Here is a 15,629-nt window from a genome sequence, read left to right on the forward strand (position 1 = left end):
ATTTTTGTTTTAAATCTCAATATCCTTTCCATGAAGCTTTAGAAAGCTTATAAAGCTTTCTAAGCTTTTGTTGACAATAAGCTCAGGCGGAAATTCATATTCACACACAAGTTTTTGAGTAATTTCGCATCTGCCGATGTCTGCTTTGTAGTGTGCATCTGAGCCCATGGCAATATACACACCATGTTTTTTGCACAGCTTTAAAATCTCTATGCAATTTTCCTTGCTCTTTTCACGAACATAAAACGAAGAGTTGTTTATCTCAATTGCTTTTTTATATTCCTTTGCAGCAAGTACAACCTCTTCTTTGTCAATTTCATATAGTGGATTTCCCGGATGCCCTATACAGTGTATATAAGGATTTTTAATAGCACCTATCAGTGCCCTGGTATGGTCAGAAACTGTCCCACTCGGGATACAAACATCGTGCAGGCTTGCAATCACAAAATCAAGCTTTTTTAGCGCTGCTTCCGGAATGTCGATATTGCCTTCATAGTCAACTATATTTGCCTCGCACCCTCTAAATACCATTATACCATTAATTTTTCTCGGTACAACAACCAGATTGTAAAAATATAAACTGCTACACGACCCTGGCATCTCAGGGCCGTGGTCTGTTATACATATCCCTTTTAAACCTTTTCTTTGTGCCTCAAGTACCATCTCTTCCAAGGTATTGTAAGCATGACCGCTTGCAATGGTATGACAGTGCGTCTCCACTTCCAAAAACATCTTCATCTCAGCTCTCATCTAAAATTTTTATAGAAATTCAAAATCTTAGTCTTTAATCTCTGCAAGTTTGTTCTTCAAAATATCAATCTTTTTCACAGGAGTTGGGTCATTTTGGTAAAGTGTTGCGAGATAAAGTGATACATAGTCGCCTAAGTAGATTAGAGAAAACATTCTTGCAAGTCTTGAATTTCCGATTGAGTATATATCATTTACTCCAGACACAACACCCTTTATAAGGTCTTTTGTAATATCCATTCTGATTGCATTTCTCTTGTGGTCTTCTGTGTCATGGAGCATTACAATTTCAAAAAGTCCAAGAATATGCTTTGGCGACTCAGTTCCAACTATCTCGTTGTGGTTGAGTTCTGAAAATACATTGAAATATGCTGGTGACTTTGAATTTTCACAAATCTGCCCCTTCCATCTCTCTGCAATGACCTCTGTGGTTCCACTAATTCCATATATGATTGGGAGCTTGTTCCAAAGTTTTAGTGTAAGTCTCTTTGCAAGGTTTTTCTCTTCAGGCACTTCTGGTTTATATCTTTCTCTCAGGTCACTTAGAACCTTTACTGTTTCTTCTATCTGGTCATCAACAGGTTCAATCAGCCCAAGTTTAACAAACAGCATCAAGAGTGGAATGAATGAGTATCCAAGTGCAGCTCTTGGCTGAAGTCCGCTTGGAATTGTGATTACATCAAATCCATCTTTTTCGGCAAACTCTTTTAACTTTCCGCCTGTTGTGATTGCAATGATTTTTGCTCCTTTTGCCTTTGCATCCTGGTATGCAGAAAGTGTCTCTTCGGTGTTACCTGAGTAGCTGGACGCTATGACAAGAGTTTTAGAGTCAACATAAGCTGGAAGTACATAGTCTCTGTTAACAATCACTGGAATTTTGCACTTGTCAAGGACAAATACTCTCAAAAGGTTCCCACCTATTGCTGAACCGCCAAGACCTGTAATCACAACCTTATCTATATCCTCTGCTTTTACATTCACGCTAATATTTTTGCCTATCTCGTACGCTTTTTGAATTTGCTCAGGAAGATTATACACTGCTTCAAACATACCGCTTGGGTCATTCTGTGCAATTGTCTCTAAATTATCAAGCATTTTCCCAGACTCCTTTCTTTAAAATTTTCTATTTCATAATATAACAATTTTTCAGTTTTTTCAACTTCAAAACCACACAAAAAATAGGAAAGCACCACTTCTAAAGAACTTTAAAACCTTCTTGTGGTGCTTTCCCATTCTATCTGCTTTTTATTCCTCTGGCACAACTGATGGGTCTATTAAGCTCCAGAAAGCAAATTTGGGCTGATAGTCCTTGTCAAACAAAAGTGGAAAATCACCTTTCAGCCATGAATAGTCATCTTTAAGCCCCCAGAAAGAAACACTTGTCACCACATTTTTGTATTTTTTGAAAACTTCAAAAAGGTCTTTTAATTTTCTTGCCTGCTGAATCAAAAGATATCTCTTTGTTTCTTCATCTATATCTTCGCCAAATTCTTTTGCCACACTTATATCAATTTCTGTGACATGTATCTTAATACCAGGAATGCTGCTAAAAAGTTTTATGGTTCTTTCAACCTCTTCAACGCTTGGCCAGCTCACAGAAATATGGCACTGAAGACCAACACCATGAATGGGTACTCCTTTTTCTTTTAGGTCTTTTATAAGCTTGTAAATGTATTCTCTCTTCACTGGATTTTCTGTGCTGTAGTCATTGTAAAAAAGCAAAGCGTTAGGGTCTGCCTGATGAGCGTATATGAACGCTTTTTCGATATACTCTGGACCTAATATATTGAACCAGTCGCTTCTTCTAAAACCGTCAGGCTGGTTTTCGTCGATAGCTTCATTTACAACATCCCAGGCATAAATTCTGCCTTTGTATCTTGAAACAACTGTCTGAATATATTTTTTCAACCTCTCTAAAAGTATCTTCTTGTCTTTTTCACTGTTTGTCAGCTTCTCCCCCGTCTGAGGGTTTTCGAAAAACCAGCTTGGTGTTTGCTGATGCCACACAAGAGTGTGTCCACGAATAGCTATATTATTCTTCTTGCAAAAATCCAAATACTCATCAGCAATTGAAAAGTTAAAAGTCCCTTCATACGGCTCAAGTGCTTCTGGCTTCATCTCATTTTCTGCTGTAATGCTGTTAAAATGTCTCTTTATGAATGCAACATCAACAGGATTTGTCAAAGCCTTGTAGGGTACAGCAACACCAACTTTAAAGTAGTCTTTATATTTCTCACTTAAAGAAGGCAAATCTAAATCAGGAACAGCTGAATACCACCCATCATCTGAAATTGTGAAGTTGTCAAGGTAATAGTAAGAAACATCTGAAAGAGGCTTTATGAAAATCACAAAGTCTTTTACTTTTGAATCCAAAGAAGGTGTATAGCTTGCAAATGTTTCTGTCCACTTATTCCTTGGAACAGTTACTTTTCCAAGCACAATCTCTTTCGTGTTCTTTCCATTTTCCAAAAACCTAACACCAATTGCCAAGTTTAAACTCTTTAAAATGGGCTGATATACATAAAAAGATATTGAATAGCTTTTACCCTTTTCAAATGTACCTTTCACCGGCAAAGTAACAGTTGTATTCTGCTTTTTGGCAGTCTGCTGAAGCTTTATGCTATATGTACCTTGATAAGCTTTTTCTTTTGAAACTGATAATTTACATTTTTTATCCTGAGGAATAAATCCTGCTATACTCTTGTCTTCAAAGCTTTCAAATTTTATGAGATGAGAGCTGTCGAAAACTTTGAGTGTAAAAAGGTCAATGTAAAAATTCGTGGTTGAGGTTGGTACATATATCTTTAGCCAAACTTTTTTAATTCCTTTTAGCTCAGTCAAATTTAAACTTGCATCAAGTTTTTTCCAGCTGTTTGGAATGACAACTTTTTCACACAGCAGTTTATTTTCCTTTCCGCTTTTTGTCTCAATTTCGCTACTCACAACAAAACGCTGCAGCTTGCTGGATTTGTGATAAACATATAGAGTAATTGTATATTCATTTGAATAATCTATAAGATTGGTTACATCAAGCAAAACTCCATCATCTATTTGCTTCCTGCCACCTACAAGAAGCGAAAAGCTTCCTTCTGCTGCCGTTGTGCTATCAATCTTTAAAACCATAGACTTGCCTGATGCTTTAAACGGAGTTGCCAATTTATTTTCAAAATTAAACTCCATAAAACTCTTTTTTGTTGCTCCGCTAACTTTACTAACCTTAGCACTTCCTATGCCAATTAAAGTTGAAACCAAAAATAAAATTGCTAAAATCAATGCCGAAAACCTTTTCAATTTTCCATAAACACAACCTTTCATCTAACACTTCCTCCTCATGCATACTCTGGAAAAGAAAGCATATCAGAGATTACCATTGCTATGCACCCCAAAACCACAGCTCTGTCCTTTAGCTTTGAAACTTCAATTTTAAGATTATAAAACTGGGCGATAAAGGATCTTTGGTTAACCACTTCCCTTAATTTTTCTATAAACAAATCACCAAAAAATGATGCCTTGTTACCTATAATTACTATTTCAGGATTAAAAATGTTTACAAGATTTGCCACGCCTATCCCCATCTTTTCAGCAACCTCAAGTACAGCCATCCTGCAAACTCTGCTTCCATCCTTTGCTGCTTGTATTACCTGAGAAGGAGTGATTTCATCTACATTTTCACAGCTTATATACCTATCTTCTGCTCCTTCTTTTACAAGTTTTTTGATAACACTCAAAAGTGCCCTCTCAGATGCAAAGTTCTCAAGACAGCCGATGTTACCACAGCTACAAACATCGTCCTGAAAGTTGATAGTGGTGTGTCCAACCTCACCTGCAAATCCTGCAGCACCTCTGAAAAGTTTGTTGTCGATAATAATTCCCGCACCAAGTCCAATTCCAACACTCAAATAAATCAAATCAGTAACTTTTCCCCACTCTCCAAACCACTTTTCGCCCAGCGCTCCTGCATTTGCTTCGTTGTCAATATAAACAGGGAGGTTGAATCTTTGCTTAACTATGTCTTTTAAAGGTACATTGCTCCATTTAAGATTTGGTGCAACAAGTACAACTCCAGACTCTTTCTCTACAATTCCCGGTACTCCTATACCTATTCCAAGGATGCCTTTTGGAGTCTCTGGGGCTTTGTCTATTGCCTTTTGTATTAAATCAAAGAAAATATTTAAAAATTTTTCATTATCCTCTTTAATCTTTAAATTTACATACTCTTCAAAAATAATCTCACCTATAAAATTAGAAAGTATTATATGAATGTAATCAACTCCTAAATCTATACCAATTATTGAACCAACATCCTTGTTAACTTGTAAAAGTACTGGCCTTCTGCCACCTTTCGATTTTCCATAACCCTTTTCTATAACATAACCTTCCTTTATTAATTCATCAGTCAAATTAGAAACAGTAGCTTTATTTAAATCTACAAGTCTTGAAATTTTCGCACGTGAAATTACCCCTTTATCTAAAATTGTTTTCAGAATCAAAAGCTTATTTATCTGCTTTATCAGCGAATGATTCCCCATTTTGTCATTTTCCTTTACATAGTTTGAGTTTGCAAATTATTATACAATAAAAAGATAGAAAGTGTCTATCACATAAATGCAATTTAACCTTTCACTGCTCCAGCCATCATTCCTTTAATTATCTTATCCTGTCCCAAGATATAAGCAATTAACATTGGAAGTAAAGATAGTGTCAAAAATGCCATTATAGCTGGAATATCTGAACCATATCTTGCTTGGAAGTCCCAAATGCCAAGTGGTAATGTTCTCTTTTCAGGGGAACTTGTCAAAACAAGAGCAAATACAAACTCATTCCACAGATACGTTCCATTATATATTCCAACTGTAATCAATGCAGGTCTTGAAAGGGGAAGAATTATGTTATAATACAATCTAAACATAGAACATCCGTCTATTTTGGCAGCTTCCTCGAGTTCTATCGGAATCTCACGCATAAACTCTGTAAGAATAAATATTGACATCGGAAGACTTAGAGCCACATATGGTCCAATCAATGCAAAAATTGTATCATAAAGTTTTATCTTGTTTGTAAGAATATATATCGGGATGAGAGTCACATGTATGGGAATTGCCATTCCTGCAATTATAAGAGAATACAAGATATTATTTAAAGCAAACTTCATTCGTGCAAATATATATGCTGCCATAGATGATACAATCAAAATTAACACAACAGAAATTGAAACAGCAATAACACTATTTTTTAAGTAGTAAAAGAAACTTCCATGAAGAACAGTAGAATAATTTCCAATAGTAGGGTTTTTTGGAACCTGCCACGTATTCCCCATTAAGAGTTCCGTTTGAGTTTTTATAGACGTAAAAAGCATAAACAAAAAAGGTATATCTGCAATCAATGTCCAAACAGCTAAAAATATAAAATACCACTTTTTTATTTCTTTTGCTGAACTCATTGTTTTTGTTTACCTCCTTAGGTCTTAAAAATTCTATGCTTCTTTTTTCTTAGTTGCAAAATATGCCAAAATACCTGCTGTTGTAATTATCATGAACATGGCAGATGCTATAGTGCTACCATATCCCATCTTAAATGAAGCGAATGCGTTTTTGTACATATAAGTTGCCATAAGCTCTGTTGCATTTGATGGTCCACCCTCTGTCATCACGTAAATTAAATCAAAATATTTTAGTGATCCAATTAACGACAAGATGCAAGCCGTTTTAATAGAAGGTGATAAAAGCGGAAGTTCTATTCTCCAAAAATATTGTCCCTGTGTCGCTCCATCTATTTTTGCAGCTTCATAAAGTTCATGAGGAATATTTGATAAAGCTGCTATAAAGAATATCATATAAAACGGTATGTATTGCCAACATATAACAGCTACAACAGAATAAAATGCTATTTTGGGGTCACCTAACCAATCCTGAGTTAAAAAGTCGAGATGCAAAAAGCTTAAAATTCCACTCAAAAGACCAAATTGAGGATCGTAAATATACTTGAATAACACACCAATTGCAACAGATGACATCAACATTGGAAGATAAAAAAGTGATTTGAATGCATCAAATTTCTTTCCTCCTCTATCAAGCAAAACAGCCAGTAAAATAGCAATTGGCATCTCAATAATTATTGACAAGAATATAAACTTCACATTGTTAAAAAAAGCATGCCAAAATATAGTGTCTTGTAAAAGATTTTTCCAGTTATTAAAACCCACATATATTTTTTGTGGTGAAATACCATCCCACTCAAACATACTTAGGTTAAATGACATAGCAATTGGCCAAATTATATAAATGCCAATAAGGACCAAAGCAGGGGTTAAAAATAATAATATGCCTATATTCTGCATTAATTTCGATGCCTTATCTTTTTGCAACTTTAACTTCACTCCCTATCATTAAATTTGTCTTTAAAATATTTCTGCAGAAAAGTGAATTGGTATTAGCTGTGGAAAAATACCACAGCTAATACCAATCCTATAATTAAAATGTTTGCTGTTCAGAATTATTTCTTGAAATAATCCTTTGCTGCTTTTTCCATCTTTTCAGCAGCGGCCTTTGGTGTAATCGTCAAACCAAATAGGGACTGTACAATATCTTTATGAGTCTCTGCAAGTTGAGGTGGTAGATATTGATCCCACCAAAGTTGAACACTTTTTGCTTTTGCAATAATATTGTAAACTTTCTGCAGCATTGGATCAGTAAACTTCAATCCTTTTACAGGTGGTATCTGACCATAATTAATTCTCTCTTTAACTGCCTGATCATCAATCAAATACTGAATCATATTAAACGCTTCTTTTGGATACTTACATGTGGTTGTTACTGCATAATAGTTTGAAGAAGCCATACCAATTAGGTTGCTTGGGTCACCTTTTCCACCTTTTATAGCTGGGAATGGGAAGAAATCAAGATTATTTTCATAGAATTTTTTATTTTCTGCCTTCATAATAGGTATTTGCCATGTTCCCATTAATTCCATTGCAGCTTTGCCAGAATACAAGAGCATTCTTGATTGTCCTGTGTCCCAGTCAAGTCCATTAAATCCTTTTACAAATGCACCCATCTTGACCAAATCTTGCAGCATTTCTCCTGCTTTTATGAATGTTGGGTCAGCAAAACTTCCTCCAGTTCTTTCAGCTGCTTTTTCAAATACTGAAGGACCACCAAGTCTGTCAACTAAATACCAATACCATTCACACCCTGGCCATTTTGTTTTGTTTGCAAGCGTAATCGGTGTTATTCCTTTTGCTTTAAGTGTTTTTACAATATTCAAAAATTCATCATATGTTGTTGGAACTTTTAAATTATATTTTTTGAAAATTTCTTTATTATACCAAATTAAAGCAACACCTGCACCTTCAACTGGAACAGCCCATATTTTGTTATTGTAAGTAATTGGACCAAATGCCGCATCAATAAATCTGTTCTTATAACCTTTTTCGTTCATGTAAGCAGTGATATCTTTTACCTTACCAGCTCTTACATATTCAAAGAATGGTCCTCCACCCCATGTAACAAACACGTCTGGTGCCTGGTTTGAACCCATAGCAATCTTAAGCTTTGTCTTAAAAGAGTCGTTCTGAAGAGGAACAACTTCAACCTTGAAACCAGGATTTGCCTTCATAAAGCGATTTACCTGGTTCTGAATCATCTGTTTACCGACAGCATCAGTTGTGATGTGCCAAAATACAATCTTCTTTGTGCTACCTGCTGAGCTGAAAGCCTTTTCAGATGGTGAGAAAACTAAAACTAAGCTCAACACGAAAACAACCAAAGTCACCACTGCCACAATTCTTCCAAACCTCTTCACATTACACCACTCCTTTTTGTTTATTTATTAAACAAACTATTTATATATTTCGCTGCAAATTTTAAAATTCCTTCTTTGATTTTTTAATTTTTCGTGAAATATGTTGCAATTATTAAGTGTATACATGTATATTTGATGCAATATTTGTTAGCTTTTATGCTGAATTTAGCACGTTCATTTTATTAAATATTGCCAGACAAGATAATATCTTTTGAGCTGATTTTTAAGCTGAAATGGTTTATAATCTAATTAGATTCCTTCTTAAATTATGAATTTTCATAAGGAGACTTTAGGACTATGAACAAAACAATAGTAAAACTTTTTACCATTCTTGCGTTTTTGCTTGTACCTATGTATATCATCACTACTATTGTTAACAACGTCAAGCTAAAAAATGAGGTTCAGCCTTCTTCTAACCGGCAATATTATATAACAGCTCCAGACAAAATTTCTGATAAGAGCTCACAACTTCCGGCTGCTGTGTACTCGAAGCCGTATGAAAGCCAACAGGTAAGTGAAAATCTTACCATCTCCGATGCCGTTTACACTCAAAAGGTTTCAGATTCTATATATATTGTAAGCAGTAAAAGCTCAAATGGAACCACAACTCAGAAAATTTATTATAAAAACAAGGTTTCTGCATCTGAAATGAAATATTATAATCCTGTTATAAGCTTTATCAAATCTCAAATATTGATGTCGAACGTGTTTGAAAGAGGAATTTACGATGTGTACATTGAAAAGATTGATGTTGCATCAAAGTACATAAATGCTGCTGTGATGTTTTATCCTTTAGAAAAGATTGAAAGCAGCAAAAATTCACTAATTGACGGTGAAATGATTGTCCTTACAGTCTTTGTTGACAGAAACAAAAAACCAGAGGAATACTCACTCTTATCTGTGATAAAAGACCACAGCCCAAATGACTTTTTTAATGTGTTTTTAAAGTCGGTTTATAAATTTACTGTGATAAAGAAAGGAGAAGAGAATTAGAAAAGCGCTATGAAACAAGACATTACAAAATTAGCTTCCTCTAATGACATTTCGCAATTTCTTTACAATATTTATAACAAGCTTTATGAATTTTGGGGACCACAGCACTGGTGGCCTGCTGAAACCAAATTTGAGATGGTAATAGGCGCAATCTTAGCTCAAAATATCTCTTGGAACTCCGTGGAAAAGGCTATTTGTAATCTAAAAAGAGCAAATATCCTGTCAATTGAAGGAATTTTGCAAACTTCTGATGAGAAGCTGGCTGAATTAATCAAACCTGCAGGGTATTATAACCAAAAAACCAAAAGGCTGAAGGAATTTTGTAACTTTTTAAAAAGAGAATTTAACTCTGACTTAGAAAAATTGTTTGCTCTTGATATCTCAAGTTTGAGACAGGTTTTACTTTCTCAAAAAGGTATAGGATTTGAAACAGCTGATAGCATAATTTTGTACGGTGCTGAAAAACCCATCTTTGTGGTAGACAGTTATACAAAAAGACTTTTTTATAGGCTGGGTTTAATAGAAAGTGAAAAAGCAAAATATGAAGATATACAAAACCTTGTTATGCAAAATCTAGAGTTAGATACATATATTTTTAATGAGTTTCATGCTTTAATTGTAAAACATTGTAAGGAGAGATGTAAATCCAAAAAACCGATGTGCAAGAATTGTTGCTTAAGCGCTTTTTGCATTTATTCTTCCCATGGTCAAAACTAAGAAAAGTTGAAAAGGGTTTATTTCTTTTAACCACCCTGCACTTACTTTTAAAGCGCAGGGTGGTTTAGTAAACAGAGAGTTTTATTTATCAGCCCAATTTAAAATGGTATCATTTATGGTCATCTTGCCGCTTCCATCATCTTTGACTGTAAGTTTTCTATTCTCTATTTCTTCTTTATTCGCACCTTTTTCAACAGTTGACCAGCTACCTCTTGTGTACTTGTATTCAAAAGTCTCACCACTATTGAGTTTTAGAGTGACAATGTATATTCCATCTTGTGTTTTTACAAGTTCAATTGCACCATCTTTATCGCCTGGATTCCAATCAGAAAGTCCAGCTTTTCCAAACGAACCTGCCAAGTAGATAACATCATCATCTGTGCCAGCTGGAACTTTTACGTTGAATGTAACAGCCACATTGCCCGTTCCATAGACTTTTGGTGTTAAAACAGATTGCGCTGTTTCAAGTGAAACTGGGTCTTTGCCAACAACCTTCACAAAGCCCTTTGGGAATTCATCACTCTTGTATGCAACAAACATGGAAATTGGTGCAACCAATGCCTTGCCAGCAACAAAGTTTGTCAGATTCTTAATTGGTGTTGTGCCTACTTCATCACCATTTGCAACAACAACCCAGTTTCCTTCTGGCAGTGTCACCTCTTGAACCTTCTTTGTTGAGTTATAAACAACAATGATGTCATTCCATGTATCTTTTGGATATGTGAGCCTAAATCCTAATGTTCCTTTCGGTGTTTGGATAAATGTCAAATACTTCTGAATATCCTCTGCTGTGGTCATCCTGAAAGCAGGATGAGCTTTTCTAAGTGCAATCAGACCCTGATAATACTTGAAAGTATTGTTCCACTTTACTTTCAAGTTCCAGTCATACTTGTTAATCTTGTCGCCTGCATTGTATGAGTTATGATTCATAAACTTTGTCCTGTTGAACTCAACACCACCATGTAAGAATGGTACACCCTGTGCTGTCAAAACAATCGCATTTGCCAGTCTGCCCATTTTATCCTTGATATAATCTGGTTCATTTGGCACACTCTTCTGAAGTTTATCCCAAAGAGTCAAGTTATCATGTGCAGATACATAGTTTATACATTCATCCGGGTCTGTTGCAAAATCGCCAAGTCCACCCTGGATTCCTTTCTTTAGATCTTCAAGTCTGTAAGAATAATTTCCTTGCATAAATCCTTTTGACTCATTATCAAGATTGCCCCTGATTGCTTCTCTAATCCTGTCATTAAAGAGCCCTATGTGAAGTCCTGCTTGGTTAAATGAACCTATCTCCATCCTCAGGGACGGATCAAGCGGAGTTCCACCTGCCATCCAACCTTCGCCATAGATTACTGCTGATGGATTTATCTTCCTTATTTCTTCTTGTGCTTTTGCCATAGTAACCCTGTCTATTGCTGCCATTAAGTCAAATCTAAAACCGTCTATATGATACTCTTTTGTAAGGTATGTCAAAGTATCAATGATAAACTTTCTTACCATTGGCTTTTCTGTTGCAATTTCGTTACCACAGCCTGATGCATTGGAGTAGTTACCATCTTTGTCTTTTCTATAAAAGTACCCAGGTACTATCTTGTCAAATATTGAAAATTTCGCATCGCCAATCTGGAATGTGTGATTAAAAACAACGTCCTGAATAATTCCTATGCCTGCCTTGTGCAGTGCCATGACCATCTTTTTGTATTCTTTTATCCTCGCAATTGTGTTTGGATTTGTAGCATAGGACCCTTCAACGTTTTGATATAAAACAGGGTCATATCCCCAGTTATAAGCTTTATCAGGATTTGTCTCATCCACCGAACCAAAGTCATATGTTGGAAGCAAATGAACATGGGTTATGCCAAGCTCTTTCAAATGGTCAATGCCTGTTTTTACGCCATTCGGTCCTTTTGTTCCTGTCTGAGTAAATCCCAAGTACTTGCCTCTAAACTCTGGCCTTACTCCACTTGAAGCATCTATTGTAAAGTCTCTTACATGCGTTTCATAAATTATTGCATCCTCTTGATTCTTTAGCGTCACAAAAGTATCTTTTTCCCAGCCAACAGGATTTGTATCCTTAGGGTCAAAGATTAAAGTTCTTTCAGAATTTGCAGATGTTGCTCTTGAATATGGGTCTGGCACAACATATTTTCTGATTGTATCGTCAGTTATAGAGTTAGAAGCATGCCAAACTTCATATTGGTAGTATTTACCTTTCAAATCTCCATTTATCTTAAGATACCATGTTCCGTTTACCGACTGCTGCATCTCATACTCTTTATATTTTGTAGTCTCATAATCGTCATAGAGTCTCAATATAACTCCAATTGCTGTTGGAGCCCAAAGTCTGAATGCTGAATATGCTTTTGTATATGTGCATCCCAAGTCATTGCCTTTATAATAATACTTTGGATTGTCCAAAATATTTCTTGCCTGTGCAACTGTTGGTTTGAAGCCATCTTTTGACACAACATAAGGAACTTGTGGTTCTAACTCATCCTCAGTTGTGATTTTAAAAGTGTCAACCTTTGTTATCTTCTCATTACCAGTGTAAAGCTCTTCAATAACCTTGTCATTTCCCATTCCATCTGGATACCACTTTGCAGATGTCCCATCCCATGAAGTAAACTTGAACTTAGCACCAATTACAACACCGTCTTTGCCAAGCTCTTTTATAAGTTCATAGTAACCTTTCTGCGCATTCCATGTCATTTTCCATGCCGGAAGTGGTTTGTACTTTCCTTCAGAAGAAGCCGTTCCGCCCCAGTCGTTCATAGTTCCAGTGACATATACATCAAGCTTTCCAGATGTGTCTGTAAATTTAAAATCACCTGCACCAGGTTTTAATATAAATCTCACTTTTGTGCCGCCATCAATTAGCTCATACCCTGCATCTTCTGGTTTAAAATTCTTATTTATCTTTGGCAAAACCGGCTCAACTTTTTTGATAGGAATTTCATCGTAAAAAGCTGTCACTTTAAAACCTTGAGTTTTATTATTCGAAAGAATGTCCGCTTTCTTTGCAAGCTTTACAACGATTGTATTAAGACCATCAAGAAAAGCTGTCATTTTTGGAGTTTTCTGAGGTTGAGATGTATAGATTTGCTCTTCACCTTCTATCAGCCAAACCTCTTTTGACCCGTTGATTCCTGAGATGAATCTGTCAACAGCAACATCTTTCGCTTCCCAGTTACCTTTTCTAACTATGATACCTACTTTTGTTATTTTCCCAGGAAGTTCAACCACTGCTTTTACTCCAAAGTCATCTTTAGATGTAAACTCATAAGCTTTGCCTTCTGCACCAACTGGTTCAACAGGCCATATCCACAAATTCCAACCTTGATAGTCTTCATTGTACCTGTAGTAGTGAATGATGAGAGTTGTTTTTTCATCTGCCCCTAAAATAGAAATTGGAAAAATAAGAGTAGCAATAAATAAGAATGTCAACAAACCAGCTATAAAACGTTTGCTTTTGAAATAACTTAGCATCTTTCTTACCTCCCAGCTAAATTTAATAAGGATTTTAAACAATTCAACAAATAATATACTTGATTGTTCAAAACACCTTTTATCAATGCAAATGTTTGCTTTAACTTTGTAATGATTATATATCTTTTTATTAAAATTGTCAATATGCTGCAATTTGAATAAATTAAGACCAATAATTTATAAAAAATAAATAAAGGCAGCCTTCCTTTTACCAGGAAAACCGCCTGTCAATTTTAATTTTCCTCATGTATTTAGCTGGCTTACTGATTTCTCTCCTTGAAGTACTGTTCAAGCTGTCTTAGCGCCTCAGCTTTAACCTTGTCAACACCTGCTGCTTTGAGCTTCTTGTCAAGTGTTGCAAAAGCTTCATCCACGTTCTTTACCATACCCAAACATATTGGATTGTAATACTGTGTCATAACACTGTTGAGGTTTGCAATCTCTGTTTTTACCTTTGTCTGGTCAAGTGAGAATGAAGAAAGTGGTGAGCTTACAAGTGCTTTCTTGATTGTGTTCCTCAGAGCAATGTAATTGTCATCCCAGCTTGCAAGTGGTAAGAACTGATCCTTGTTTGTGAACCAGAACCCTGCTGCATCTGGAGGATAAGTGTTGTTGTCGGCTGTAACACCTTTTGGCAAGTCAATTTTGTTGTTTTTGATTATATAGTTCTTGCCCTGAATTCCAAAATAAACAAGATAGTTGTAAGACTTTTCTTCCATAATTATGTCAAGTGCCATAAGTGTTCTCTCTGCGTTCTTTGTCTTTGCTACCAACGCAACACCATTATTTATATATGGGTCTGCTGGTCTGTGGCCTCTCTTGTCAAAGATTGGGATAATTTCAACCTTCCATCCTTTTGCTTTTGCATTTGCAAGATTAGATTGTATATCTTGGCTGTTTCCAAACGCAACTGCTGACTTCCCTTGGTCAAACGCGTCTTTGCTTCTTACTTTGTTAGCATAAGCGTTTCTGTTGATGTATCCTTTGTCATACCATGACTTTACCTTCTTTGCTGCCTCTTTGAAAGCAGGAAGTATCTCTTTGTCCATTATATAGTAAACTTTTGGTTTGGTGTCGTATATGGTTGTGAAAAGTCCTGTACCGCCTGTTGATACTCTTGCAACATCTTCTAAATAATCTGTTTTTTCAACCAAAAGTCTCCACATAACTGAGTTCAAATCATACTGGTTGTCCAAGTTCATTGGCATCATGCCTTTTTCATTTTTCTTTATTGCAGCAAGGAACGGTTCAATATCATTGTATTTTTTAATTGGTGGAACTTTGTATTTTTCTCTCAAATCGCCTCTTAAAATCACAACGTCAGCTTTTCTATCAGGTGTTGCAGTAGGAATCATGTAGATTTTCCCTTTTACCTTTGCTTCCTGCCATGCAACAGAAGGTGTTGCCTTGTAGTGTCTTGGCATGTATTTTTTTATCATATCCATTGTAAGTTCCTTAAATCCACCTTTCGCAGCTTCCTGGAAGTAGAAGCACCAGTTTGCTGCGTACATCCAGTCAACATTTTCACCTGATGCCAAAATAAGTGGATATTTGTAGTTCAAATCTCCCCATCCAATGTAGTTAATCTCCATTGTTGCGTTGATGTCTTTTTGAAGCTTTTTGTTGAGCTCTTTCATAACGTTTGGAAATTCAGCCGGTGCATCACCCAAAAGATAACCAACAATCTTGACAGGTTTTGACACATCAATGCTTGGGTCAAAACCGGGTGCAGTTCTTTTCGCCTTTGTTTGCGCACCAAAACCGACAACAAACATTGAAACTAAAACGGTTGAAAGTACAAAACATACTGTCAAGATGAGCGCTAAAAGCCTGAAGTTCTTTTTCATCTCACAATCAACCTCCCTGATTCATTTTAATCT

General features: G+C 35.9%; 11 protein-coding genes. 2 read left to right on the forward strand and 9 right to left on the reverse strand.

The window, feature by feature from the left end; translation table 11 throughout:
• Positions 1-9 precede the first annotated feature (9 nt).
• From OTK01_RS10270 to OTK01_RS10300, 7 genes are all read right to left on the reverse strand, one after another.
• Entirely contained in the window at positions 10-732 is a 723-nt protein-coding gene (locus tag OTK01_RS10270; RefSeq protein ID WP_013431956.1) for a phosphatase, read from the reverse strand.
• 45 nt (positions 733-777) lie between these two features.
• Positions 778-1,842 (reverse strand): bifunctional phosphoglucose/phosphomannose isomerase, encoded by a 1,065-nt coding sequence (locus tag OTK01_RS10275; protein WP_013431955.1) that lies wholly within the window; start codon positions 1,840-1,842, stop codon positions 778-780.
• Positions 1,843-1,992: 150 nt separating this feature from the next.
• The gene (locus OTK01_RS10280) at positions 1,993-4,062 is read right to left on the reverse strand and encodes an endo-1,4-beta-xylanase (RefSeq protein ID WP_029228053.1); all 2,070 of its coding nucleotides are present in this window, start codon (positions 4,060-4,062) and stop codon (positions 1,993-1,995) included.
• A gap of 14 nt (positions 4,063-4,076) precedes the next feature.
• Positions 4,077-5,276 carry an ROK family transcriptional regulator gene (locus OTK01_RS10285; RefSeq protein ID WP_029228052.1) on the reverse strand — a complete coding sequence of 400 codons (1,200 nt, stop codon included), beginning with the start codon at positions 5,274-5,276 and terminating at the stop codon, positions 4,077-4,079.
• Positions 5,277-5,359: 83 nt separating this feature from the next.
• Complete coding sequence (locus OTK01_RS10290) at positions 5,360-6,187, reverse strand: carbohydrate ABC transporter permease (protein ID WP_029228051.1); 828 nt, start codon at positions 6,185-6,187, stop codon at positions 5,360-5,362.
• Positions 6,188-6,220: 33 nt separating this feature from the next.
• Positions 6,221-7,111 carry a carbohydrate ABC transporter permease gene (locus OTK01_RS10295; RefSeq protein ID WP_029228050.1) on the reverse strand — a complete coding sequence of 297 codons (891 nt, stop codon included), beginning with the start codon at positions 7,109-7,111 and terminating at the stop codon, positions 6,221-6,223.
• A 128-nt stretch (positions 7,112-7,239) separates the two neighbouring features.
• Positions 7,240-8,547 carry an extracellular solute-binding protein gene (locus OTK01_RS10300; protein ID WP_029228049.1) on the reverse strand — a complete coding sequence of 436 codons (1,308 nt, stop codon included), beginning with the start codon at positions 8,545-8,547 and terminating at the stop codon, positions 7,240-7,242.
• A gap of 297 nt (positions 8,548-8,844) precedes the next feature.
• Here OTK01_RS10300 and OTK01_RS10305 point away from each other — a divergent pair, with 297 nt between their 5' ends.
• Positions 8,845-9,540: a hypothetical protein gene (locus OTK01_RS10305; RefSeq protein ID WP_029228048.1), complete on the forward strand. Its 696-nt coding sequence runs from the start codon at positions 8,845-8,847 to the stop codon at positions 9,538-9,540.
• A gap of 9 nt (positions 9,541-9,549) precedes the next feature.
• Complete coding sequence (locus OTK01_RS10310; protein WP_029228047.1) at positions 9,550-10,257, forward strand: endonuclease III domain-containing protein; 708 nt, start codon at positions 9,550-9,552, stop codon at positions 10,255-10,257.
• A gap of 81 nt (positions 10,258-10,338) precedes the next feature.
• Here the strand turns inward: OTK01_RS10310 and pulA are convergent, their stop codons facing one another.
• The gene (gene pulA / locus OTK01_RS10315; protein WP_029228046.1) at positions 10,339-13,749 is read right to left on the reverse strand and encodes a type I pullulanase; all 3,411 of its coding nucleotides are present in this window, start codon (positions 13,747-13,749) and stop codon (positions 10,339-10,341) included.
• A gap of 260 nt (positions 13,750-14,009) precedes the next feature.
• A complete protein-coding gene (locus OTK01_RS10320) occupies positions 14,010-15,596 on the reverse strand; it encodes an ABC transporter substrate-binding protein (protein ID WP_029228045.1) in 1,587 nt (528 codons plus the stop codon).
• Positions 15,597-15,629 lie beyond the last annotated feature (33 nt).

Source organism: Caldicellulosiruptor acetigenus (assembly GCF_026914305.1).
Classification (GTDB): Bacteria; Bacillota; Thermoanaerobacteria; order Caldicellulosiruptorales; family Caldicellulosiruptoraceae; genus Caldicellulosiruptor; species Caldicellulosiruptor acetigenus.

Coding starts and splice junctions, on each gene's coding strand:
- OTK01_RS10270 (WP_013431956.1), bottom strand. CDS start 732: ATGTTTTTGGAAGTGGAGACGCACTGTCATACCATTGCAAGCGGTCAT.
- OTK01_RS10275 (WP_013431955.1), bottom strand. CDS start 1,842: ATGCTTGATAATTTAGAGACAATTGCACAGAATGACCCAAGCGGTATG.
- OTK01_RS10280 (WP_029228053.1), bottom strand. CDS start 4,062: ATGAAAGGTTGTGTTTATGGAAAATTGAAAAGGTTTTCGGCATTGATT.
- OTK01_RS10285 (WP_029228052.1), bottom strand. CDS start 5,276: ATGGGGAATCATTCGCTGATAAAGCAGATAAATAAGCTTTTGATTCTG.
- OTK01_RS10290 (WP_029228051.1), bottom strand. CDS start 6,187: ATGAGTTCAGCAAAAGAAATAAAAAAGTGGTATTTTATATTTTTAGCT.
- OTK01_RS10305 (WP_029228048.1), top strand. CDS start 8,845: ATGAACAAAACAATAGTAAAACTTTTTACCATTCTTGCGTTTTTGCTT.
- OTK01_RS10310 (WP_029228047.1), top strand. CDS start 9,550: ATGAAACAAGACATTACAAAATTAGCTTCCTCTAATGACATTTCGCAA.
- pulA (WP_029228046.1), bottom strand. CDS start 13,749: ATGCTAAGTTATTTCAAAAGCAAACGTTTTATAGCTGGTTTGTTGACA.
- OTK01_RS10320 (WP_029228045.1), bottom strand. CDS start 15,596: ATGAAAAAGAACTTCAGGCTTTTAGCGCTCATCTTGACAGTATGTTTT.